Annotated in this window: 22 protein-coding genes; 17 read left to right on the top strand and 5 right to left on the bottom strand. The window is 44.4% G+C overall.

The features are described 5' to 3' along the window. Positions 1-115 precede the first annotated feature (115 nt). Both MHB84_RS05085 and MHB84_RS05080 read left to right on the top strand, forming a co-directional pair. Positions 116-301, top strand: coding sequence for a hypothetical protein (locus tag MHB84_RS05085; RefSeq protein ID WP_076290085.1), 186 nt, complete (start codon positions 116-118; stop codon positions 299-301). A gap of 36 nt (positions 302-337) precedes the next feature. Further along, positions 338-664 carry a hypothetical protein gene (locus tag MHB84_RS05080; protein WP_143764752.1) on the top strand — a complete coding sequence of 109 codons (327 nt, stop codon included), beginning with the start codon at positions 338-340 and terminating at the stop codon, positions 662-664. Between the two features lie 100 nt (positions 665-764). Here the strand turns inward: MHB84_RS05080 and MHB84_RS05075 are convergent, their stop codons facing one another. The 3 genes from MHB84_RS05075 to MHB84_RS05065 all read right to left on the bottom strand — a co-directional run bounded on the left by MHB84_RS05075 (position 765) and on the right by MHB84_RS05065 (position 6229). Further along, positions 765-2444, bottom strand: a complete 1680-nt coding sequence (locus MHB84_RS05075) for an ABC transporter substrate-binding protein (RefSeq protein ID WP_076290083.1) — start codon at positions 2442-2444, stop codon at positions 765-767. Positions 2445-2578: 134 nt separating this feature from the next. Continuing rightward, complete coding sequence (locus tag MHB84_RS05070; protein ID WP_076290082.1) at positions 2579-4189, bottom strand: response regulator transcription factor; 1611 nt, start codon at positions 4187-4189, stop codon at positions 2579-2581. 228 nt (positions 4190-4417) lie between these two features. Beyond that, positions 4418-6229 (bottom strand): sensor histidine kinase, encoded by a 1812-nt coding sequence (locus tag MHB84_RS05065; protein ID WP_076290081.1) that lies wholly within the window; start codon positions 6227-6229, stop codon positions 4418-4420. Between the two features lie 170 nt (positions 6230-6399). Between MHB84_RS05065 and MHB84_RS05060 the strand changes: the two genes are divergently transcribed. The 4 genes from MHB84_RS05060 to MHB84_RS05045 all read left to right on the top strand — a co-directional run bounded on the left by MHB84_RS05060 (position 6400) and on the right by MHB84_RS05045 (position 9873). After that, positions 6400-7362, top strand: coding sequence for an ABC transporter permease (locus MHB84_RS05060; RefSeq protein WP_372238352.1), 963 nt, complete (start codon positions 6400-6402; stop codon positions 7360-7362). Between the two features lie 16 nt (positions 7363-7378). Next, on the top strand, positions 7379-8251 hold the full coding sequence (locus MHB84_RS05055; RefSeq protein ID WP_076290080.1) for a carbohydrate ABC transporter permease: 873 nt from the start codon (positions 7379-7381) through the stop codon (positions 8249-8251). Positions 8252-8502: 251 nt separating this feature from the next. Further along, positions 8503-8742 carry a hypothetical protein gene (locus MHB84_RS05050; RefSeq protein ID WP_076290079.1) on the top strand — a complete coding sequence of 80 codons (240 nt, stop codon included), beginning with the start codon at positions 8503-8505 and terminating at the stop codon, positions 8740-8742. A gap of 489 nt (positions 8743-9231) precedes the next feature. After that, positions 9232-9873 (top strand): FusB/FusC family EF-G-binding protein, encoded by a 642-nt coding sequence (locus MHB84_RS05045; protein ID WP_076290078.1) that lies wholly within the window; start codon positions 9232-9234, stop codon positions 9871-9873. Positions 9874-9969: 96 nt separating this feature from the next. Here the strand turns inward: MHB84_RS05045 and MHB84_RS05040 are convergent, their stop codons facing one another. After that, positions 9970-10557, bottom strand: coding sequence for an NAD(P)H oxidoreductase (locus MHB84_RS05040; protein WP_076290077.1), 588 nt, complete (start codon positions 10555-10557; stop codon positions 9970-9972). 246 nt (positions 10558-10803) lie between these two features. On the opposite strand from MHB84_RS05040, the gene MHB84_RS05035 reads away from it, so the two are divergent. The 9 genes from MHB84_RS05035 to MHB84_RS04995 all read left to right on the top strand — a co-directional run bounded on the left by MHB84_RS05035 (position 10804) and on the right by MHB84_RS04995 (position 15687). Next, positions 10804-11202 carry a winged helix-turn-helix transcriptional regulator gene (locus MHB84_RS05035; RefSeq protein WP_076290076.1) on the top strand — a complete coding sequence of 133 codons (399 nt, stop codon included), beginning with the start codon at positions 10804-10806 and terminating at the stop codon, positions 11200-11202. Then, positions 11199-11666, top strand: coding sequence for an NUDIX hydrolase (locus MHB84_RS05030; RefSeq protein WP_076290075.1), 468 nt, complete (start codon positions 11199-11201; stop codon positions 11664-11666). Before MHB84_RS05035 ends, MHB84_RS05030 begins: the two co-directional genes overlap by 4 nt. A gap of 87 nt (positions 11667-11753) precedes the next feature. Beyond that, positions 11754-12143, top strand: a complete 390-nt coding sequence (locus MHB84_RS05025; RefSeq protein ID WP_143764750.1) for a hypothetical protein — start codon at positions 11754-11756, stop codon at positions 12141-12143. Between the two features lie 185 nt (positions 12144-12328). Beyond that, positions 12329-13192 carry a DUF4085 family protein gene (locus MHB84_RS05020; protein WP_076290073.1) on the top strand — a complete coding sequence of 288 codons (864 nt, stop codon included), beginning with the start codon at positions 12329-12331 and terminating at the stop codon, positions 13190-13192. A gap of 14 nt (positions 13193-13206) precedes the next feature. After that, the gene (locus MHB84_RS05015; protein ID WP_341143007.1) at positions 13207-13500 is read left to right on the top strand and encodes a hypothetical protein; all 294 of its coding nucleotides are present in this window, start codon (positions 13207-13209) and stop codon (positions 13498-13500) included. 21 nt (positions 13501-13521) lie between these two features. Next, on the top strand, positions 13522-13740 hold the full coding sequence (locus MHB84_RS05010) for a hypothetical protein (RefSeq protein WP_076290071.1): 219 nt from the start codon (positions 13522-13524) through the stop codon (positions 13738-13740). A 77-nt stretch (positions 13741-13817) separates the two neighbouring features. Next, a complete protein-coding gene (locus MHB84_RS05005; RefSeq protein ID WP_076290070.1) occupies positions 13818-14681 on the top strand; it encodes a phosphotransferase in 864 nt (287 codons plus the stop codon). A gap of 131 nt (positions 14682-14812) precedes the next feature. Continuing rightward, positions 14813-15271 (top strand): DUF2262 domain-containing protein, encoded by a 459-nt coding sequence (locus MHB84_RS05000; protein WP_076290069.1) that lies wholly within the window; start codon positions 14813-14815, stop codon positions 15269-15271. A gap of 119 nt (positions 15272-15390) precedes the next feature. Continuing rightward, complete coding sequence (locus MHB84_RS04995; RefSeq protein ID WP_072734170.1) at positions 15391-15687, top strand: SHOCT domain-containing protein; 297 nt, start codon at positions 15391-15393, stop codon at positions 15685-15687. A 142-nt stretch (positions 15688-15829) separates the two neighbouring features. Here MHB84_RS04995 and MHB84_RS04990 read toward each other — a convergent pair whose 3' ends face one another. Then, positions 15830-16798, bottom strand: a complete 969-nt coding sequence (locus MHB84_RS04990; protein WP_076290068.1) for a cation diffusion facilitator family transporter — start codon at positions 16796-16798, stop codon at positions 15830-15832. A gap of 501 nt (positions 16799-17299) precedes the next feature. On the opposite strand from MHB84_RS04990, the gene MHB84_RS04985 reads away from it, so the two are divergent. Both MHB84_RS04985 and MHB84_RS04980 read left to right on the top strand, forming a co-directional pair. Then, entirely contained in the window at positions 17300-17977 is a 678-nt protein-coding gene (locus MHB84_RS04985) for a response regulator transcription factor (protein WP_063564057.1), read from the top strand. Positions 17978-18000: 23 nt separating this feature from the next. Further along, a complete protein-coding gene (locus MHB84_RS04980; RefSeq protein WP_341143006.1) occupies positions 18001-19350 on the top strand; it encodes a sensor histidine kinase in 1350 nt (449 codons plus the stop codon). Positions 19351-19378 lie beyond the last annotated feature (28 nt).

Here is a 19378-nt window from a genome sequence, read left to right as displayed (position 1 = left end):
TAGACAAAAGTATTAGTATACAACATCGGATATAGATAATCGCATTAAAATTGACTGCTCACGTCTAGTCTTAACAAGACTTGGCGTAGTTTAGACCCATCAGAGAGGTGGATTTATGAGCCGGTTGCTTGACTTATTGGAAGAGGAACGGCGCAAGCTTAATCAGCTTGGTGAGGCATCCTTGAAGCAAGCGATTCCGTTGTGGGACAACCCCGAAGTGCAAGAACAGAGCCGAAGGGTGGACGAACTGGTGGCCCGAGTGGGTGAAATGAAGGCGAGACGTAACCGAGTTGTACGATGATGAATGAGGTACATAACGTGTAGGGGAGGAGAAGACTTGGAACTTCCACCATGGTTGCAACAAGCGATCCAGGCAAGGCTAGATGAAGTATCTGCCCGAATCGAGCATGACCCTGAGTTGAGTCGTGTACGTGAGGAAAAGGACGAAGCGTTCGAAGGATTGTTTGCTGGCAAGGATATCGAGCAAACACCTGAATATGCTGAGTGGGAAAGCCGATACATTGTCAGTAAAGGAATAGAGAATGAGCGGTTGTATATGCAAGGGCTGAAGGATGGGATTCAGCTTACAGTATCCTTACTGGGCCAGTCGATGCTAGAGGATAGCAATACAAAGGCTCCTCAACCCTCTAACGCGAACCCATAAGACAATGGAAGCGACCTCAATCTCTACCTAAAAAACAGCCGAAGCGTGTAACTATCGCTTCGGCTGTTTTTATAATCTCTACTTTTCCAAAAACCAAATCTTACTTCGCACTTACTGACTTAAACCAATCATTCACTTCTTGCGTGATCTGATCTCCGCCATTGGATTTCCAGTTGGCGACGAATTGGTCAAAGGCATCAATTGGCAAATTGCCGTAGATGATTTTGTTGAAGGTTTCCATCTCGGACTGGCGGAGCAGGTTCCATTTGGATACCATGGTTGGTGTTGCAGCGCCAGTGAAGTAGTTTTGTTTACGGATGTCGATCTGGGACATAACCACTTTACCTGCATACCAGTTTTCCGGTTTACGGAATTCGGCCATTTGTTTCTCGTAAGGTGTTTCAGGCTTCTCGCCGTTGGCCAGCTTCACGAGTGTTTTCATGTACAGATCCGGGATACGTGCTGGGCCGGTCAGGAAAGGGAATTCGTTGGAGAAGTCTTTGATCTTCTCTTTGTCACTGGTCGGTTGTCCGTCAATGATATCCCAGTCGTAACCTTTGGCGAAGCCGTATTCATACTCACTGCCCGCTTTCGGGTTAGCTAGGTTATCGAGCAAGTAGTTGTAGTACAGGAAGATGGCTTCTGGATGCTTCGCATCCTTGTTGATCATGATACTTGCGTTGACACCAGAGTTCTGCCACTTCGTACCGATCTTGCCATCTGGGCCAGCTGGAACGGGGTAAGCTTTATACTTAGAGCCAGGTACGTTCTTCAGCAGGTCAGGTGCAGGCCAGTCCGGTACCCAGTTTGCGCCAGGCAGAATGCCCGCTTTGCCAGCTGTCCAGCTTTCAGCGGATTTGCCTTCGTCCCACAGAGCGGAGTCAGCGTGGATATAACCTTTATCCATCCATTCAGCCAGCTTGGCAAGGGCTTGTTTGGCACCCGGGTTAACGGAGCCGTACTCGAGGTTGCCGTTTGCGTCTTTGTTCCATTGCTCCTCGATTGTGCCGTATGCACCGAACAACCAGTCGAGCTGACCCATCCAGGTGTTGGTGTTATTTTTCAGCGAGATCGCCAGCGGGAATACTTTGTCTGGAGACAGACCGTCCGGGTTCTCGTTTTTGAATTTGTCCATGATGTTCTCAAGGTCAGCGATGGTTTTCGGAGCTTCCAGGTTCAGCTTCTCCATCCAGTCCTCGCGGAGCCAGAGCAGTGTATCGTCGTTATCGGTGTACTCCATGATCGGCATGTTGTATTTCTTGCCGTCCTTGGTGAACGGATACCACAGTTCAGGATGTGCTGCTGCGTGATCTTTCAGAGTCTGACTCGCGTACTTGTCGAACAACTCATCGATGGCGATGAATTGACCGGAGTCGATCAGCTGATTGGTCAGTACCGCATTGGTGGGTACGGATACAAAATCAGGCAGCTTCTCGCCAGAGGCGATAGCCAGTTGCAGCTTTTGTCTGTATTGATCGTCATTGGCCGGATACCAAGTATCTTTGTGCTTCATACCCAGCGTTTCGAGCATCCAACGATCGTGCACGTTATTTTCTTTGGTATCTCCTTGCACGTATTTCTTTGGCATCAATACCGAACTGAACTCGATGGGTGGGTCATATTTTCCTTTAGCAAAAGCAGCTTCTGCTTCCGCTGAGCCGACTGTTCCCGGCGTATTATCGCTACCATTGTCACTGGCTGTCTCGCCACTGCCGCACGCAGTGATCGTGATGAGCGCGATAACCATGAGCAGTGACCACCATGTTTTGAATTTGATCATTGTTCAATCCCCCTACGGTGTATGATCTTTACAATGTAACTGTACCAATTTGGGCGGGAGGGCATCTATATGAGTTTGTTAGTTTCGATAGGACTCTATTAGTGAATGTTCAATAAGATCGGTTTTCAGTCATGTTATTTATGCTGGTCTCGGTACTCTTGCGGCGTAACGCCAAATTGACGCTTGAACACTTTGATAAAATAAGCCGGGTCCATATAACCAATCTCCATGCTGATTTCATACACTTTTTTGGTGGTCGTGACCAGCTTGTGACAGGCACGATCCATGCGCAGGCGCGAGATATAATCACTGATGCCTTCGCCGGTTTCGATCTTGTAGATTTTGGACAGATGGGTCGGGTGCAGATTGACATGGTCAGCGAGTACACGCAAAGACACATCCAGATGCAGGTTCTTATCTGTAAAATCCTGAATCTTCTTCACATACTCGGAACGGATGTCCTTGATCTCGTTGGACGTGCCTTCCTTGAGTTTGCCGAGCACGCTGAGCGACCATTTCCGAAGTTTGCTGATGGTAGCGAAAACTTCCCCACTTTGCAAATCCTCGACATCATTACCCATTAAAGTGGTCAGAGTCAGCTTGTTCCGATGGGCGATGTTAGTGAACGAAGCCGTAATAAGAAAACCTGCCTCCATGCAATGCTCCCATGATTCCGACCATTTCTCATCCAGCTCTGCGCAGACCGCGAGGATTTTCTCTTCGGCGGCATCCCACTGTCCGCTCTCTAGCAAACTAATAAAGGTGGGCGGGGTGTAAAGGACATCCAAGGGACCTTGTGCCGCAGGTGTCTCGACATCGCTGACACGCATGACAAATTCGCGCTCGTCTCCAACAATCTGTCGGAAATAGGCCGAAGCCTGGCGGAAGCGATCGTAAAGCTGATCCGGAAAGGTGAACCACTCGGTGATAACGATGGAGAGGGAGCCTTTCAGAAATTGTTTTACTTTGGATTGAAGCTGAATGGACAGCTTCTCCAGAATGGTTTCTTTACCAATATCGCCTTTCCGTTCTTTCAACTGAAGTAAAAACACCAGATATCCGTGCTCCTCCTTCACGCCCCACACTTCCATAAACTCACCCATAATCTCTTCCGCCATATTGATGATGGCATATTCGATCAGGGTCTGATCATTGCTGTCATAGTGTCCGAATTCTTCTTCCAAACGAACCAGCATTAATGCGGCATCTCCGGTGTGAAAGGGGAGATTGTAATTAGCGAGCTTCCGATCCCATTCGGTAGCGGCGATTCGTTGTCCCTGCAAAGCCCCTAGGAGCAGTCGTCCTCGCAAATGGGGGAGATTCTCGCGCAATGTAAACTGCGTTCGTGTCAGTGAGCTGACCAGTTCCCATTCGTTGTTCAATTGATCGATGGCCTTCTGAACAGCACCCATTAATTCATCGTCAGTGGGGGGCTTCAGCAGATAGTCTACGGCCTCGAACTGAATGGCTTTTTTGGCGTAATCAAATTCGGAATAACCGGATAAAAGAATACATTTTATTTTTTTGTCCCGGATGCGGATGCGTTCAATTAGTTCAATACCTGTCATTTCGGGCATCTGAATGTCCGAGATCATGATATCGATGGGGTGGGTGTCGATCATTTGTAGTGCTTCGTGTGCCGAGTATGCTTTATGCACATGTTCGATTCCCAGCGTGTGCCATGGCTTGGTCATGGACAGGTTATCGACCCAGTGTGCTTCATCGTCTACGATCATCATGTGCATTATAATGTCTCCCTTGGTGGTTGAACTAAGGCATATTTACACTTGCCACTTCGATGACAGAACAACCTTCCGATCGCTGTTCAAGCCCCATTTTCTGACTTAATTGATATAAGGTTAAAATGGTGCTTGAAAGGCGAGCACTTCGTTTCTTCAGGTTTTTTCTGTCCTCTGCGTTCATGTGTAAATGGTTCGTTCAAAATAAAATGTCAACTTATCGTTAGTAGCGTATCAATTCGTATCGGTATTTCCTTTATCGGAATTGGTATCCTCTTTTGGTAACTCCCAGATGATTTCGGTTCGGAATCCGCCAAGTGGGGATGGGCCGAATAGGAGATAGGAATGACTGCCGAACAGGTGCGTGATTCGTTGGTGCGTATTCCAAAGGCCGCAGCCCATTTCTTCCTGTAAAGGTTCCTGCATCTTAAGGTTCAATGCCTCGTACTGTTCCGGGCTTAGGCCAGGACCATCGTCGTCGATGTATATTCTGCCAAAACCATTCAAGCACTCCCCGGTAATTCGGATTTCGCCAGAAGAATAGGACTTCGCCACACCGTGAATGACGGAATTTTCAACCATCGGTTGAAGCATTAATCGTGGCACCGACTGGGAGAGCATATCCTCAGGGATATCGATGTAATACTCAATGCGACCATTACGCAGCTTCTGGATATCCAGATAGTTGATCAGTAGCTTGATCTCTTCTTGTAGCGACGACGTCTCCCGTTCCATACGGGTGGTGTAGCGATAATACGCACTTAGGTTATGCGCCATGGAGACGACGGCTTGCTCGTCCTTCATCTGGGCCATGTTGATGATATAACCTAGACAATTATATAGGAAATGCGGATTGATCTGCGCTTGTAATTGCTTCAGCGTAGCTTCCCTGGCTCTAATTTTCTCATGGAACACATTCTCGATCAGATCCTGAATCTGATGGGACATATCGTTGAATCGGCGGAACAGGAATGAGAATTCATTCTGGTTTTTGCTATGCAGTCGAACAGAATAATCACCCTGCTCTACGCGGCGTAAACCTTTGATCAGCTTTTTGATCGGATATTGCACATTCCGGTACAGCAGGATTGAAGCTGAGATGCCCACCACTAGCAGCAAGATCATACAGGTGTAGAACAGATTCTGACTCAGCGAGATGGGTTTCAGAATCTGATACAGCGGGATCACGTCAACCAGATGCCAATCCAGATAGGTGGACTTCACAGAGCTAACCAGATATTTCTTCCCGTTCAGCTTCACGACATCTTGGGTGGTATCTTCTGGAGAATGCGTATCCAGATACTGAATGAGTTCTGCGGATAATTGCTTGTCCGCGCTGCGATTGAGAATAGGTGAATTTCCTTTGTGATATAAGAAAGGATCGCCTTGTCCGCCCGCCTTATACGTATCCAGCATATTTTGAATGTTCTCGTAACTGAAGCTGGCTTCAATCACCAGATTACTTCCCGTGAGCATCCCCGGCTGTGCCAAGGAATCGGTATAAAACCAATAGAAGGATTGCAGCTTGTCTTTTGATTCCGCACCCTGGTCCCCATAGGTCCATTGTCCGCTCATATTTTTTTTCAAATACGCTTCATCATATCCTGTGGCTCGATTGTAGTTGGCGATGACATCCTTATTCTGCTGTGAATGCACTGCATATCGGGTGGGCCATATATCCGTAACGCCGGTTTGCAGCGTCATCTTCTCTTGTATCACATAACGGGTCTGCATCCGGTCATATCGATCATCCCACATGTTAAGGCCGTTGAATGCTCTGACATTCGGGTCTCGGGAGAGAATCAGGCTGAAATCCATCATCTGATTGATGCGGGAGTCAATCTGACTGGACAGAAACGTGAGCTGCTTCGTGTTGGAGATCTGCAGTTCTTTGCTGACGACATCATAGGTGACGTTGTTCGAGTAGGTGTACATGATCAGAATGGGGATGAATAAGACCACAATTAACAAGTTTATTTTGGCAAAAAGACTGAATCGGGATCGAGTCTTGCTTTGAAAAGGGTTGAAGCGCTTCCATATATGCATAAAAAGTCTCCTTCTAATTCGTGTTTAAACAACCTCTTCCAATGATGTCCCTAACAAAACACTATTAAGCCTAACAATGTTATATAGCAGACCTCAGAATGGCTTGATACTATTTATATCAGAGAACCCGATCACACACAAAAACTTTTTTTGGGAACAGGAGAAGCGCTATGGAGGCTAAATTGGAGGGTAAGCGGATCCCGCAGGCAAACGTTGGGAACAAGCTGGATAAAAAGAGAAAAAAACGCTACAAACAGCCATGGATTCTGCACTTCATGGTGTTGCCGGCGGCCATTATGGTCTTTATATTTTCATACATTCCGATGTCCGGAATTTTGATGGCATTTCAGGATTATAAACCTGCACTGGGATTTTTTAATTCCGAATGGGTAGGGCTGAAGCATTTTAGGTACATGTGGGAAAATGATTATTTCCTGCAAATTACGTGGAACACGTTGTTCTTTGCCTGTTCCAAGATTGTCATGAACTTAATTATTCCGTTTGTCTTTGCCTTATTGCTCAACGAGGTACGGAAGATGGCACTGAAAAGAACGATTCAAACGCTCGTGTATCTTCCTCACTTTCTGTCCTGGGTTACGTTGTCAGGTATTCTGATCGACATTCTCGCCCAGACGGGTATTGTCAATCAGTTCCTGGTTTCGGTCTTCGGTATCAAGCCGATCTTCTTCCTGGGGGATGGCAGCTGGTTCCGGTTCACGATTATTGCGAGTGATGTCTGGAAAGAGTTTGGTTTCAACACAATTATCTTCCTAGCGGCACTGTCCGGTATTAACCCTGCGCTCTATGAAGCAGCTGAAGTAGATGGGGCAGGACGCTGGAAGCAAACGATGTATATTACCATCCCGGCACTGATTCCCATTGGGATTGTAATCGCAACACTGGCACTTGGTAATGTACTTAACGCCAACTTTGACCAAATCTTTAACTTATATAGTCCGTTGATTTACCAACAAGGAGATATTATCGATACGTTTGTGTATAGAGAAGGTCTGCTTAGTGGGCAGTTCAGTTTCGCTACCGCTGTGAATCTGTTCAAATCGGTCATCAGCCTGATCCTGATTGTGATCTCGTACCGACTGGCTTACCGATTCGCCGGATACCGAATTTTCTAGAAAGGATGACAAACGAATGTACCATAAAACGATGCCTTACCGCATATTCAGCATATTCAACAATGTGTTCCTGACCATCCTTTCACTGCTCTGCTTGTTGCCTTTGTATCACTTACTCATGGTATCACTTAGCGCATCTGCACCTGCAAATGCGGGTCTCGTAACATTTTGGCCGATTGGATTCACACTGGAGGCGTATGCGAAGACATTTGCCAATACAAACTTCCTCTCCTCCTTATGGGTATCTGTGGAGCGGACGGTACTCGGTACTGGACTTGCGTTAATCGTTAATACGCTTGCAGCCTATGCGCTTTCCAAAGAGACGCGGGTGTTCCGCGCACGTAACATCTATCTGTGGTATTTTGTCATCACGATGCTATTCAGCGGTGGCCTCATTCCGGGGTACATCCTGATTCTGAAGCTGGGCCTGATGAACACATTGCTGGCCTTGATCCTGCCGGGATTGGTTGCCGTGTTTAATATCATCCTGTTGCTGAATTTCTTCCGTACCGTTCCGAAGGACCTGGAGGAAGCTGCATTTATCGATGGTGCAGGACACTTTCAGACGTTTATCAAAATCTACCTGCCTGTCTCCGTACCCGTTATTGCAACGGTTTCGCTCTTCATGATGGTTGGGCATTGGAACGCATATTTTGACGGAATCATCTACATCCGTGATGCGGAAAAGCTGCCACTCGCGACATTCATGCAGACGATCATCGTGCAGGCTGACATGTCGAAGCTTGATCCGGAAGCAGTTGCGAACCTGTCCCAACGGACGATTCGGGCTTCGCAGATCTTTATCAGCGCACTTCCGATCCTGCTCGTGTATCCATTCCTGCAACGTTATTTTGTAACGGGAATCGTGGTTGGGGCTGTGAAAGAGTAGTTGAGCATAGGGAATGAATAGGATTGTAAAATGGAGTCACTGAACTGGGGAAGGCCAGGGAGGTGGCTTCTTTTGTGTTAATAGGCGTTTGTGTAAAAGCATCAAAAGCCTTTATAAACACTCTATTTACGTTGAATATTGATTGGATAGTATTCTATTTTTCAATAATGACTAAAGGACAGATGAAATTTCAATGATTAGTGTATGTTTACTAAGTGGTATAATATCATCAAACGATAGGAGGAATGACTATGAAATGGCAAGAGGTTCAACAAATCTTCCCGAATCAATTTGTGAAGTTTGAAGTTCTTCATTCTGAAGAGACAGAAAATCAAGAATTTATAGATGAGGTCGCTGTGATCGGTCCTGTAAGCGATGAAAAAGCAACCCAAGAATTACTCAATAGCCGGGATAATACCTTGGTCTATCATACTTCCAAAGATCAAGTCATTGTTAAGGTACGGAAGAATGTAGGTTTAAGTTGGCGGTAAGGAACATGCTTTTAGTAAGCGTGTCGAGGGAATACAGGTGGGAGATTTTGTTTTGAAGGATATTCCAATAGATTTTACTTCATTTAAATATCATAATATTAACGGTTTATTAGGACTGGACATACTTATAGAAGGCAAATTCAATATAGATCTAGAGAACTTCCGACTTTATCATTTATAAATCTATCGATAATTATACACATTTCTTGAACAGAGGAGATTGGAACGAAGCCCGTTGCCTTACACTATGCTGCCCTGCTATAATTCCGATATATCTATCGTATTGGGGGTTATGACGTGGCAATATGGATGATGCCGGATTGCTCGTTCGCTAGAAAGCCTTACGCAAAGCCTGAATAGGGGCGGACTTTGTGTAGGGCGCGACAAAAATGAGATCGTTTGCCCTGGAATCAACATCAACATCATGGTTCAACCCGCAGGCTTTGCACCTTACTTTATTTTTCTAATAAAAATAAGGGGCTGAAAGCCATGCAAACACCATTTATCCAAAATCATCAATTCAATTACATTCAAAAACAAGCTGATTTCCTGCTCAAAACGCTGCGCTCGGTCGTGGACCCCAAAGTGTTGGATACGGTCCGTTATACCGTCAGCACGAATGCCGTTGGCATCTTCAATGAACTCACTCCGGAGCAGAAGCAATTGCTGGAACAGCTATCCACGTATGAGACGACACATGAGTTGCAGACCTATCTGAACCAGCTGGAAGCATATCTGATTCCATTTCCGCAAGTATCCGCGAAGCAGATTCAGAAGCTGTTTCCCAAGGTAAAGAAGCTCAAGGTGCCGGATCTGGAATCCATCGATTACGCACGTACAACTTATCTGAGATGGACCGATATTGCTACCGATCGCTTGTTCATCGTGTATCCGTATGAAGGCAGATTCCTAGGGATTGAGGGGCGAATTACGGCGACGAACAAGAAGGGATACTGTATGTTCTGTCATCGCCATCAGGAGCTCGGATTCTTCAACGTGAAGACCAAGAGTTATACGCCAGACAATATTTCTTCTGTAGCCCAGTACGTATGCATGGATAACACAGCTTGCAACCATAGCATCACCGATACCAGTATGTTGGAGAAGTTTCTTCTCTCGACAGTAAAATAATGCATCTAAACAAACAGGGTCGCTCTTCGGAGCGACCTTTTTTGCCGTGTTCAAGCGGAGTTGGGGCGTTATAACCATGCAGCGCTATTAATATCTTTACAGCGTCGGAATATCGTTGGCATAGTTCAGGCCTAAGTGATGTGCATGGTTCAGCAGTGCCTCATAATGCTCAGGCTTGGATTCCAACGTTTCATATAGAAACTCAACCCTCGATTGGGACACGCCACAGTAATCGGCAATACCCACATTGAGCAGATTGGCGATCGATTGCCCATAGTTGCGCTTATGCATCTGTTCTTCCGTCACGCCCGACAGAGCAATCCACAATATCTGTTGATGAGGAAGTTTGTTCGTGCCATAGGCAAATCCGTTGTTCATGACGCGATCCACATAACCTTTCAACATGGCTGGCAGATGCCACCACCAGAGAGGAAACACAAAAGCCACAGCATCGTGCTTCTTCAACCGCTCCATCTCGGTTTCAACCTCAGGTGAGAACACCTGATTTTCTTGGGTATAGTCTGGTTCATCCATCTCTCGGAGAATTGGGTCGAAGCCAATCCCATGCAAATCCAATATCTCATAACCGTGACCGGCCTCAGTAAGACCCTGTGCAAAACGTTGAGCTACCTGAAAGGTCAAGGAATCTTTTCTTGGGTGGGATACTACAACAAGTACGTTCATCTTATCTTTCACTACCTTTCTGGATTGCGGTCTTGTAGCCATAAATCAATGGCTGATGCTATTATAAACAGGTATGAAAACATCTGGAAGTACGCACTTTGATGTTCTATAGGAAGAATGAAGTGCCATAGGAACATTAAAGTACCCTAAATGAATGCCTCGAAATGAGCTTAGTAATATAAAGAAGAACAGCAAAAAGTGTATATTTTCACTTGGGATACAGCCTGATTATGGAGGGGTTCAAAAATGACGGAACATGGAGAAACGAGTGCTCCAAAAAAATATAAAGTAGGCGTGGAAGCGGCCTTGGAAGTAATGGGCGGGAAGTGGAAGCCTTTGATTATTTACCACTTGATGACAGGTCGGAAACGCACGTCGGAGATTCGAAGATTGATACCTGACATTACGCAGAAGATGCTGACAACACAGCTCAGAGGTCTGGAAAAGGACGAAATTGTGCAGCGAAAGGTATATTCAGAGGTGCCTCCCAAAGTGGAATATGAGTTAACGGACTACGGCTGGGGACTCAAGCCCGCGCTGGACCATTTATGTTATTGGGGAGAAGAGCATCTGGACAAAATCCACGGGGATAAGTTTAAAGTTTTGGAGGACTTTGATTCCGAAGAGAAGGGGTCGGGAAGATGAATGGTGCGGAGCACGCGAAACAGGCAGTGCCCTTTCGTTGTGAAGGCGTGGCTGTAGTTCTGTTGAAGAAGAGCTTCGATCAATACCTTGTACTGATGCTGAAACGGGCTGGTCGTATTTTGCATAACGAGTGGTGTTATGTTGGTGGCGGGATAGAAAAGGGCGAGAAGGCATGGGAAGCTGCACTTAGAGAAGTTCATGAGGAAACAGGTATTACGGAAGTCCGGTTGTATTCTGCCAATCAATTCGAACAATATTATTCACCCAAGGAGGAGTATATCTATATTGCTCCCGTATTCGTAGGATATGTGGATGAAAGCCAGGTTGTCCGGTTAAATCATGAACATACCGAATACCAATGGATGACGTTTGACGAAGCCAGAGAAAACGCGGCATTACCCGGAATTGATGACATTTTGGATTTTGTTGAAAAGCATTTTGCTAGAAAAGCTCCTTCCGAGTGACTTCGGATTAATGAAGAGAATAATTAGGAGGTGGAACTCATCACATACAAGACGATTTATCCAAGAGCATGGTTGAGCCTATTATGTATGTTGGTCATTGAAGCTATGTTTTTCAGAAATATTATTTATGATGAAAATGGTATTATGAAGTACTTCCTGATCGTTATATTGACCTTTATTTTCGGTTATATCGTTTTTCTGCTCTGGCGTTTGTTTTTCACTAAACCCAGTATTACGCTGGAGAGCGATCATGTGATTTCAACGAAACATCAGAGATATGATGCATCTCAGATTGAGTGTATTTATATGAATTACAGACGGATTGGCATCAAACTCTACGGTAAACGGTTAGTGCCGATGGATCTATGTTTTTATTTTCAACGAGGTCAGGAGTCCGCAGGCCTAGAAGCTGTGCATGAATGGGCGGCGCGAAACGACAAAGAAATAAAACACAAATTGTTTCAAACCTTGGGGTAGACCAGTACGTTTGTTGAGTATAAGGAATCGTTGAGGCTGAAGATTTTGGAGGAATAGCGGTGAAAACAATAGAGCAATTTCTAACGAGATCGATCTGAAGTGGTCGATGTGTTAGGTTTTACGAGTTCTGTTATCGCTAATACGATTATTGAAGTAGATTCTAAAAACCAGCAGGAGAGATGCATATGAGATATCTAACGAAAGAATGGTATGAGCTGTGTCAGCAGACACATCTTCATTTTGGTTTAAGAGTACATAACGGAGCTTACGAATTCGATGAGGATCTATTTTTAAGGCTATATAAAAGAAAGGAAAAAGCGCATGTGAAGCAGGAGCGAGAACTGTATAACTTGGACCCACGTTACATGCTGGAGCATGATGGTCAAGTGCTCACTCGCGTAGACAAAGCTTTCGGTGAGGAAGAAGTGACAGAAGAGGATCAGATCATTTACCACATGCCTTCGGAAGAACGAGCGCATATCGAGAAACTCATTGCAGAATATGATATACGTCCTCCTTTTGATGAGCAGAAATGCAAGGAAGAGTACAAAGAATCGATGGAGTGGAATTTTCAATACAAGGCGGAGAATTTGCCACAGGAAATCGTTGAACAAATTGCGGATATTCGTGTGTTTACGTTGGATTATTGCACGAGAGAGTTATTACAGCAATTAAAGAAACAAAGTACAGAAAATAGGAGAGAGATGAAACGTGTATCGAATGAATACAGGGAAGCCATTTTAGCGCAGGATATTCCCGATGAAATACTTGGCCGGGTTCAATATCATGATTGTAGAGTGACGGAACTGCTGACAGGGACTGAAGTGGTCATTCGTTTTGATACCCGTGGAGGCTTCACCAATATAAATAAACTCACGCTGGTTGCACCCGAAATCATCAAGCAAGAGGGAGAGATTGTCGGCAGTTACTGGCTGTATCAAGAGCTGTATCGGATCGATAATGGATATGAACTTCATGTTCTATTTGGTGGAGAGAATATGCATGAATTGATTGTTCGTTGTGCTGATATCCTTGTAGAGGAAGAATGATAGAGCTCAAGAGGATGAATATGAAGGAAATAGAGATGGAATGGACCACCAGTACCTTTGGTTATTTATCTACTCCCATATTTGTCGTCGGCATTGCATTTTACTTCTTTCCTGACCTATTATACAAAATATTTGTTCTGATGAGATATCGAGAAATTAAACCGAATCACGAGTTTGAAGATAACCCTCCCAATAGTGATATCCCTAAACATATAGAAATAATATTAAAAGTATTAGGAACCATTATGGTTATCCTGGGGATTATATGGTTTTGGTTTTCGGAAGAGTTTTACAACTTATTATTTTGACAGCAAGGAGTGGAACAACAAATGGAGTTTTTATGGGCGTTAATCATCGTATCACTTATAAGTTTTATTGTGGTTCTTATCATTGCTGCAATAATACGTTATGCCATCGATTCATCCAAAACGTCGAGAAAGCTGGATGTTCTAATTAAAGAAGTACAGTTTCTGAAAACTGAAATCAAAAAACAGCAGTCTAATAAGCAGCGGGATGATAGCAAACATATTATTGATGAGAAAGTATAGAAAACAGAACGGAGGTACACCTGTATGAGCATGCTTTACCAAATGGATCAAGATCCTAGTTACATGAGGAGAAGCATATGTTAATTAATCCAACGAAAAAAGAGATCAATGACCTATTCAAGATGCATCATATCAACGAAGAAATCACTGAAATTCAAAGTTTGTCAGGTACCACCGCCGGACGTGTTTATCGGTTGAGTACGAAACTGAATAAACAATACATTCTGAAATCGGATGAACCTGAGCAGATTCATATTGCCCAGCAGTTTCTGCACACGTATAAGAATTCTCCGTTATTGGCTGAAGTTTTGTTGACTGATCGGGACAACACATATTTTATTTATACCTATATGGAAGGCACGACCCATTTCAACCGTGGACAAAAAAGAGACTGGTTATCTCGTCTGGTGAAAGAGCTTTTCAATACATATGTACATTCTTCAGATACGGAATCATGGGGCAGAATAGAGCTCCCACAGAGGACCTGGAAAGAATTCAATCAGATTAGCGTTCATGAAGCAAAGATCAATCTTGGAAGTATTTTAACGACAGATGATTATAATCTGGTTCAATCTATAGTGGACCGCCTGTTTCATGAGCAAGAAGAGAAGTTTCTTTTGCATGGCGATACGGGTGTTCATAATTTTGTGTTTGCTCAAAATGAACTCATCGGCGTCATTGACCCATCTCCAATGGTTGGACCTATCCTCTATGATTTCTTGTATGCTTTTAGCTCTTCGCCGGATGATATCAACACCGAAACATTATTTGCTACGTTCGAACTTTTAGAGCAAGTAGATATGGATAAATCCAGATTGATAGAGGAAGCTCTGGTCCATCTATATTGCCGAATTGGGCTGGGTAACAAGCATCATCCGGATGATCTGCCTGAGTATGTGGAGGCATGGAATGAATGGAAAAGACTATGTCAGGGATGTTAAAATAGTAAAGTTTTCACCTTATCATTCAAAAGTGAAAGAAAAAATCTGATCGTAGGTAATAGGATATTGGTGAGGTATGAATATGAGATGGAATATTGATTTAGATATATTGAAGAGAAAGGTAATAACCTATGGAAAAGACGATTAGTAGTAGAATAATAGGCTCTTTTATGTACAAAGAGGAATTAAACTCCTATGAGCATACGGAAGGGAAAGTATATTACAGTTTAAAGCTTGAGAATGAAAGCACCAATGTAGATGCATTGATGAGTAGAGCAGAAAAACTATTCTGTCAGTTTGATGGATTTGAAAAAAGGGCTAAGACACAGATAGCACATCATTTAATTGATTATAAAAATGATTTTTGGCCTGAATACGATGAAGATGATGAGAATTTAAATTGGGATGATGTAGATGCTGGGAAATATGACGTAACCACAGAAGACTTTGAAAGAGTTATAACGTTGCTAGACATTGAATTACGAGTGAACCATATATACTGTGAATGTTCAGATGGAGATTTATTTGGTGGACATCGGATTCATGCAAAATTTGATCATGACTATCATTTAATTGATGCAGATGTTTAGGTGAGGAAACGTTAAGTTGGATACGTCATTATAAACTGGGCCGAGGTTGATGTTTAGTGTTCTGATCTGCCTTTCCTGATTTAAATAGAATTATACATAACATTTAGGAGGAATATTCATTGAAAGCATTATCGATCTTCAGCCTTATTTGGTTCGTACTCAATTTTTTATTAATAGCAGTTTTTTTAGATGGTTCGCAAGAAAGTTCGGAGGCAGCGGCAGGTTTGGGACTTCTGGGTGTACTGTATGGTCTGCTTTTCTCAATTCTAGCCCTGGTCATATCTAGCAAGAGAAAAAAGACCCCTGTGAATGTACATGAACAACTGCTTCAGCTAGGTGAATTAAAAGAAAAAAATATCATATCGGAATATGAATTCGATCAAAAGAAAGAGAAATTACTCTCCAGATACAAGTAGTCCAGAGCCCGCTGCGGTTAGGTAAAGGCTATTCTATTTTCTACTCATACCAAAAAGCTGAACTTAGGAAAATCAAAACAGGGCGTTCCCCTTCAATGGGAATATGCCCTGTTTTTGTTATAACTATATTTTGTTACTCATCTCAATGATGATGATGCGCATGAGCATCCGGTTCGTCGCCTTTGACGGTGCATAATACCGAGGTGTCGTGAAGATGCTTCTCAGACTCGACTTGCAATGTCACATGTTTGATTTCTTTATGCTCCAACAGATGCTCAATCTTCTGAACAAGCACCTCTGATGCGGATACATCCATCGTTCCGTCCACCACGATATGTGCGGTCAGTGCATTCAGGTTGCTGGTGATGGACCAGACATGTACATCGTGCACGCCTTTGACGCCATCGACTTGTTTGATGGTCTGAACAAGGTCATTTACATCCACATTCGCTGGCGTTCCCTCCATCAAGATATGCAGGGATGATTTGGTGACAAAGAATCCACTGCGCAGAACCAGTACAGCAACAATGACACTCGCGAGTGGATCGGCCCAACCCCAGCCGAAGAACATCATGAGCAGTGCCGCCGCAATAGCCCCAACCGATCCCAACATGTCACTAATGACATGGAGATAAGCACCGCGCATATTCAGGTTATTCTCCGTATCGCTACCGCGCATCATGATCCATGCCACCAGGATATTAATGAGCAAGCCGATGATACTGATGATCAACATACCGACTGTTGCGACTTCTGGTGGGTTGATGAAGCGACCAATTGCTTCGTAAAAGATGTAAAGTGAGATGGCGATTAAGGTGACCCCATTTAACGTGGCTGCCAAAATCTCAAAGCGTCTGTACCCGTACGTTTTGCCTGTATTCACCGCTTTTTCGCCAAAGGTGAAAGCTAGCAAGGCGATCCCCAAAGCTATGGAATCAGACAACATATGACCTGCATCGGAGATGAGGGCTAAGCTGTTCGTCATGAATCCGCCAACGGCTTCAACAATCATATAAACGGTAATAATAATGAACGAAAACAACAGTACTTTCTTGTTATTGGTACTACCATGATTGTGTCCATGGTCGTGGTTGTGATGATGTCCGGACATACAAGATCCTCTCCTTTGGAGCGTAGCTCCGTTATGTAATTGATTTCTTTTGTGACTAAAGTGATCTTCGGAAATGATAAAGTTATAATACATGAACATATGAGCAGTTATTCATATGTTATAGTTTTATTATAGGTACACCTAATAATAGTGTCAACCAGATTCGAGAAAATATAAACATGACCTGTAAGCTCATCGCATGTGCGCTGGCGGTTTACGTTACTTTTGTGCTACCATCTGTGCAGGATGAATGTCGAGGAAGTTCCCGCTACAAATAATAAAATGAAGTAAATATAAGTTTAAAATAATATTTACACGGTAACGGAGAGGTCAGAAAAAATCTGGAGAAGCGGAGCGTTCGCCTTTATCCCCGTATTTTAACCTTTGAATAGGAAATAAAAAAATCTGGGGATAACAGCGATCAAAAGATTGTTCTGACCTTGTAGTGGCTAGTGTAAAAATGATTCATTTCAACTTAACAGAAAAGGGGCGGACAACAATATGAAGAATCTGCTTCTGGCGGACGACGACGCCAATATTAGAGCACTCCTCCGGCATGTCATGACCAAGGAAGGGTACCGGGTGCATGAAGCACAGGATGGAGTGGAAGCGGTCAAGGTCATGCAAGCAACACCAATCGATCTGGCGATTCTGGATGTGATGATGCCAGGTATGGACGGACTGGAGCTATGTGATTTCATTCGGCAACATTATGACATTCCGATCATGCTGTTGACAGCACGGGATCAGCTATCCGACAAGCGGGATGGGTACTTGAGAGGTACAGATGAATATGTGACGAAGCCATTTGAACCTGAGGAACTGGTCTACCGGGTTAAGGCATTATTTCGCCGTTACCATCGCACGTCCAGTGATATCATTCGCATGAATCGCATCGTGATTGACCGGAATAATGTGGAGGTCTCCGATGGACAATCGATTCTCTTTTTACCAATGAAGGAGTTTGAGCTACTCTCTCAACTTGCTCAGTTTCCGGGGCGCTTATTCTCGCGTGATGAACTGATTCGGTTGGTCTGGGGAGCGGATTATGAAGGCGATGACCGCACCGTGGATGTACATATCAAGCGGCTGCGTGATCGTTTTGCCGATTATGGGGATGATTTTGTCATTCAGACGGTACGGGGGATTGGTTATAAGATTGAGGTGAAAGCGCATTGAGATCACTGTACTTTCGGGTGTTTATGATTACAATCGCGGTGATTCTGGTCAGCGCCATGCTGGGTTTTCTTTTATCCAATATTTATTATCATGCGAAGCTGAAGTCTTTCAATGACGAGAAGTTAGTTGGCATTGCGGCGCAAATGAAGCAGTTTGTAGAGCAGGAACCAGCTACGGTAGAGCATTATCTGAACAATGCCGCAGCGCTCGGTTACGAAATTTATGTAACGGATGGAAAAGGGAATGACCAATTCTATGGTCGTGAATTCCGCCAGAAGGATCTGGACAAGCAGGCTGTAGATCAGGTGCTCAGTGGTGAGATATACCATGGCGTCGCTGAGTTTCCCAGCAAACCTTTCATTACCGGTTTCTTCGATAATCAATTGAGCAATACCGTTGGTGTGCATCTACAGATGGGCAATGCAAGTTATGCGTTGTTTATGCGCCCGGATGTCATTTTGCAATTCGGTGAGCTGCGTATCTTTTTTGCGTTGATTGGAGCGTTTACGGTGGGCATTAGTATCCTGCTCTTTATAATCAGTACCCGTTATCTGGTGAATCCGATTGAACGTCTGTCCGAGGCTACCAAGCGCATTGCTCAAGGAAACTATAATCTGAAATTGTCCACCACGCGGCGTGATGAGATTGGACAGCTGGCCCAGCATTTCATGACCATGAGTCGTGAATTGGAGCGGGTGGATCAGGCACGTCAGCAGTTTGTATCCAACGTATCACATGAGATTCAATCGCCGCTGACCTCGATTCAGGGTTTTGCCCAACTGGTCGCGGATCGGGATCTGCCTGAACAAGAACGCGAGTACTATGCCTCCATTATTGAAGAGGAGAGCCGCCATCTCTCGTTGCTCAGTAAACAATTGCTGCTGTTGTCCTCTCTGGAACAAGGTCATGAGGATTTGACCAAAGTGAGATTTTCTTTGCGAGATCAATTCCGCCAAGCGGTTCAGGTGCTGCAATGGCAGTTGGAAGAAAAAGAACTGTTGCTAAGGATCTCGGTACCCGAATCCATTCAACTCTATGGCAATGAAGTGCTGCTCATGCAAGTATGGATGAATCTGCTGGGTAATGCCGTGAATCATCTTCCACAGGGGAGAAGTATCGAGATTCGTGCAGAAGAGACCAATGCCCAGTGCGTGATCCATATTCGGGATACAGGAGATGGGATTGCGGCAGAGCATTTACCTTTCCTGTTTGATCGTTTCTACCGGGTTGACCGTGCAAGAGAACGTTCTTCCGGCCGAACTGGGCTGGGGCTTGCTATTGTGCAGAAAATTATCCGCATTCATGACGGTACGATTGAGGTCTCCAGTTCGACCGAAGGAACGGTCTTTACCGTGACGCTCCCGCAGATGTAATCTGTTATTCATTTGCCGTTCATTTTCG

Source organism: Paenibacillus sp. FSL F4-0087 (genome assembly GCF_038020215.1).
GTDB classification, from domain to species: domain Bacteria; phylum Bacillota; class Bacilli; order Paenibacillales; family Paenibacillaceae; genus Paenibacillus; species Paenibacillus taichungensis.
This window is presented reverse-complemented; position numbering and strand designations above follow the sequence as displayed.

Bases quoted from the DNA above. Each gene is read 5' to 3' on its own strand.
- MHB84_RS04985 (WP_063564057.1), top strand. From the start codon at position 17,300: ATGAAGAATCTGCTTCTGGCGGACGACGACGCCAATATTAGAGCACTC.
- MHB84_RS05000 (WP_076290069.1), top strand. From the start codon at position 14,813: ATGGAAAAGACGATTAGTAGTAGAATAATAGGCTCTTTTATGTACAAA.
- MHB84_RS05055 (WP_076290080.1), top strand. From the start codon at position 7,379: ATGTACCATAAAACGATGCCTTACCGCATATTCAGCATATTCAACAAT.
- MHB84_RS05060 (WP_372238352.1), top strand. From the start codon at position 6,400: ATGGAGGCTAAATTGGAGGGTAAGCGGATCCCGCAGGCAAACGTTGGG.
- MHB84_RS05005 (WP_076290070.1), top strand. From the start codon at position 13,818: ATGTTAATTAATCCAACGAAAAAAGAGATCAATGACCTATTCAAGATG.
- MHB84_RS05040 (WP_076290077.1), bottom strand. From the start codon at position 10,557: ATGAACGTACTTGTTGTAGTATCCCACCCAAGAAAAGATTCCTTGACC.
- MHB84_RS05020 (WP_076290073.1), top strand. From the start codon at position 12,329: ATGAGATATCTAACGAAAGAATGGTATGAGCTGTGTCAGCAGACACAT.
- MHB84_RS05045 (WP_076290078.1), top strand. From the start codon at position 9,232: ATGCAAACACCATTTATCCAAAATCATCAATTCAATTACATTCAAAAA.
- MHB84_RS05030 (WP_076290075.1), top strand. From the start codon at position 11,199: ATGAATGGTGCGGAGCACGCGAAACAGGCAGTGCCCTTTCGTTGTGAA.
- MHB84_RS05050 (WP_076290079.1), top strand. From the start codon at position 8,503: ATGAAATGGCAAGAGGTTCAACAAATCTTCCCGAATCAATTTGTGAAG.
- MHB84_RS05085 (WP_076290085.1), top strand. From the start codon at position 116: ATGAGCCGGTTGCTTGACTTATTGGAAGAGGAACGGCGCAAGCTTAAT.
- MHB84_RS05035 (WP_076290076.1), top strand. From the start codon at position 10,804: ATGACGGAACATGGAGAAACGAGTGCTCCAAAAAAATATAAAGTAGGC.
- MHB84_RS05070 (WP_076290082.1), bottom strand. From the start codon at position 4,189: ATGCACATGATGATCGTAGACGATGAAGCACACTGGGTCGATAACCTG.
- MHB84_RS05015 (WP_341143007.1), top strand. From the start codon at position 13,207: ATGAATATGAAGGAAATAGAGATGGAATGGACCACCAGTACCTTTGGT.
- MHB84_RS05010 (WP_076290071.1), top strand. From the start codon at position 13,522: ATGGAGTTTTTATGGGCGTTAATCATCGTATCACTTATAAGTTTTATT.
- MHB84_RS04980 (WP_341143006.1), top strand. From the start codon at position 18,001: ATGATTACAATCGCGGTGATTCTGGTCAGCGCCATGCTGGGTTTTCTT.
- MHB84_RS04990 (WP_076290068.1), bottom strand. From the start codon at position 16,798: ATGTCCGGACATCATCACAACCACGACCATGGACACAATCATGGTAGT.
- MHB84_RS05065 (WP_076290081.1), bottom strand. From the start codon at position 6,229: ATGCATATATGGAAGCGCTTCAACCCTTTTCAAAGCAAGACTCGATCC.
- MHB84_RS05075 (WP_076290083.1), bottom strand. From the start codon at position 2,444: ATGATCAAATTCAAAACATGGTGGTCACTGCTCATGGTTATCGCGCTC.
- MHB84_RS05025 (WP_143764750.1), top strand. From the start codon at position 11,754: ATGTTGGTCATTGAAGCTATGTTTTTCAGAAATATTATTTATGATGAA.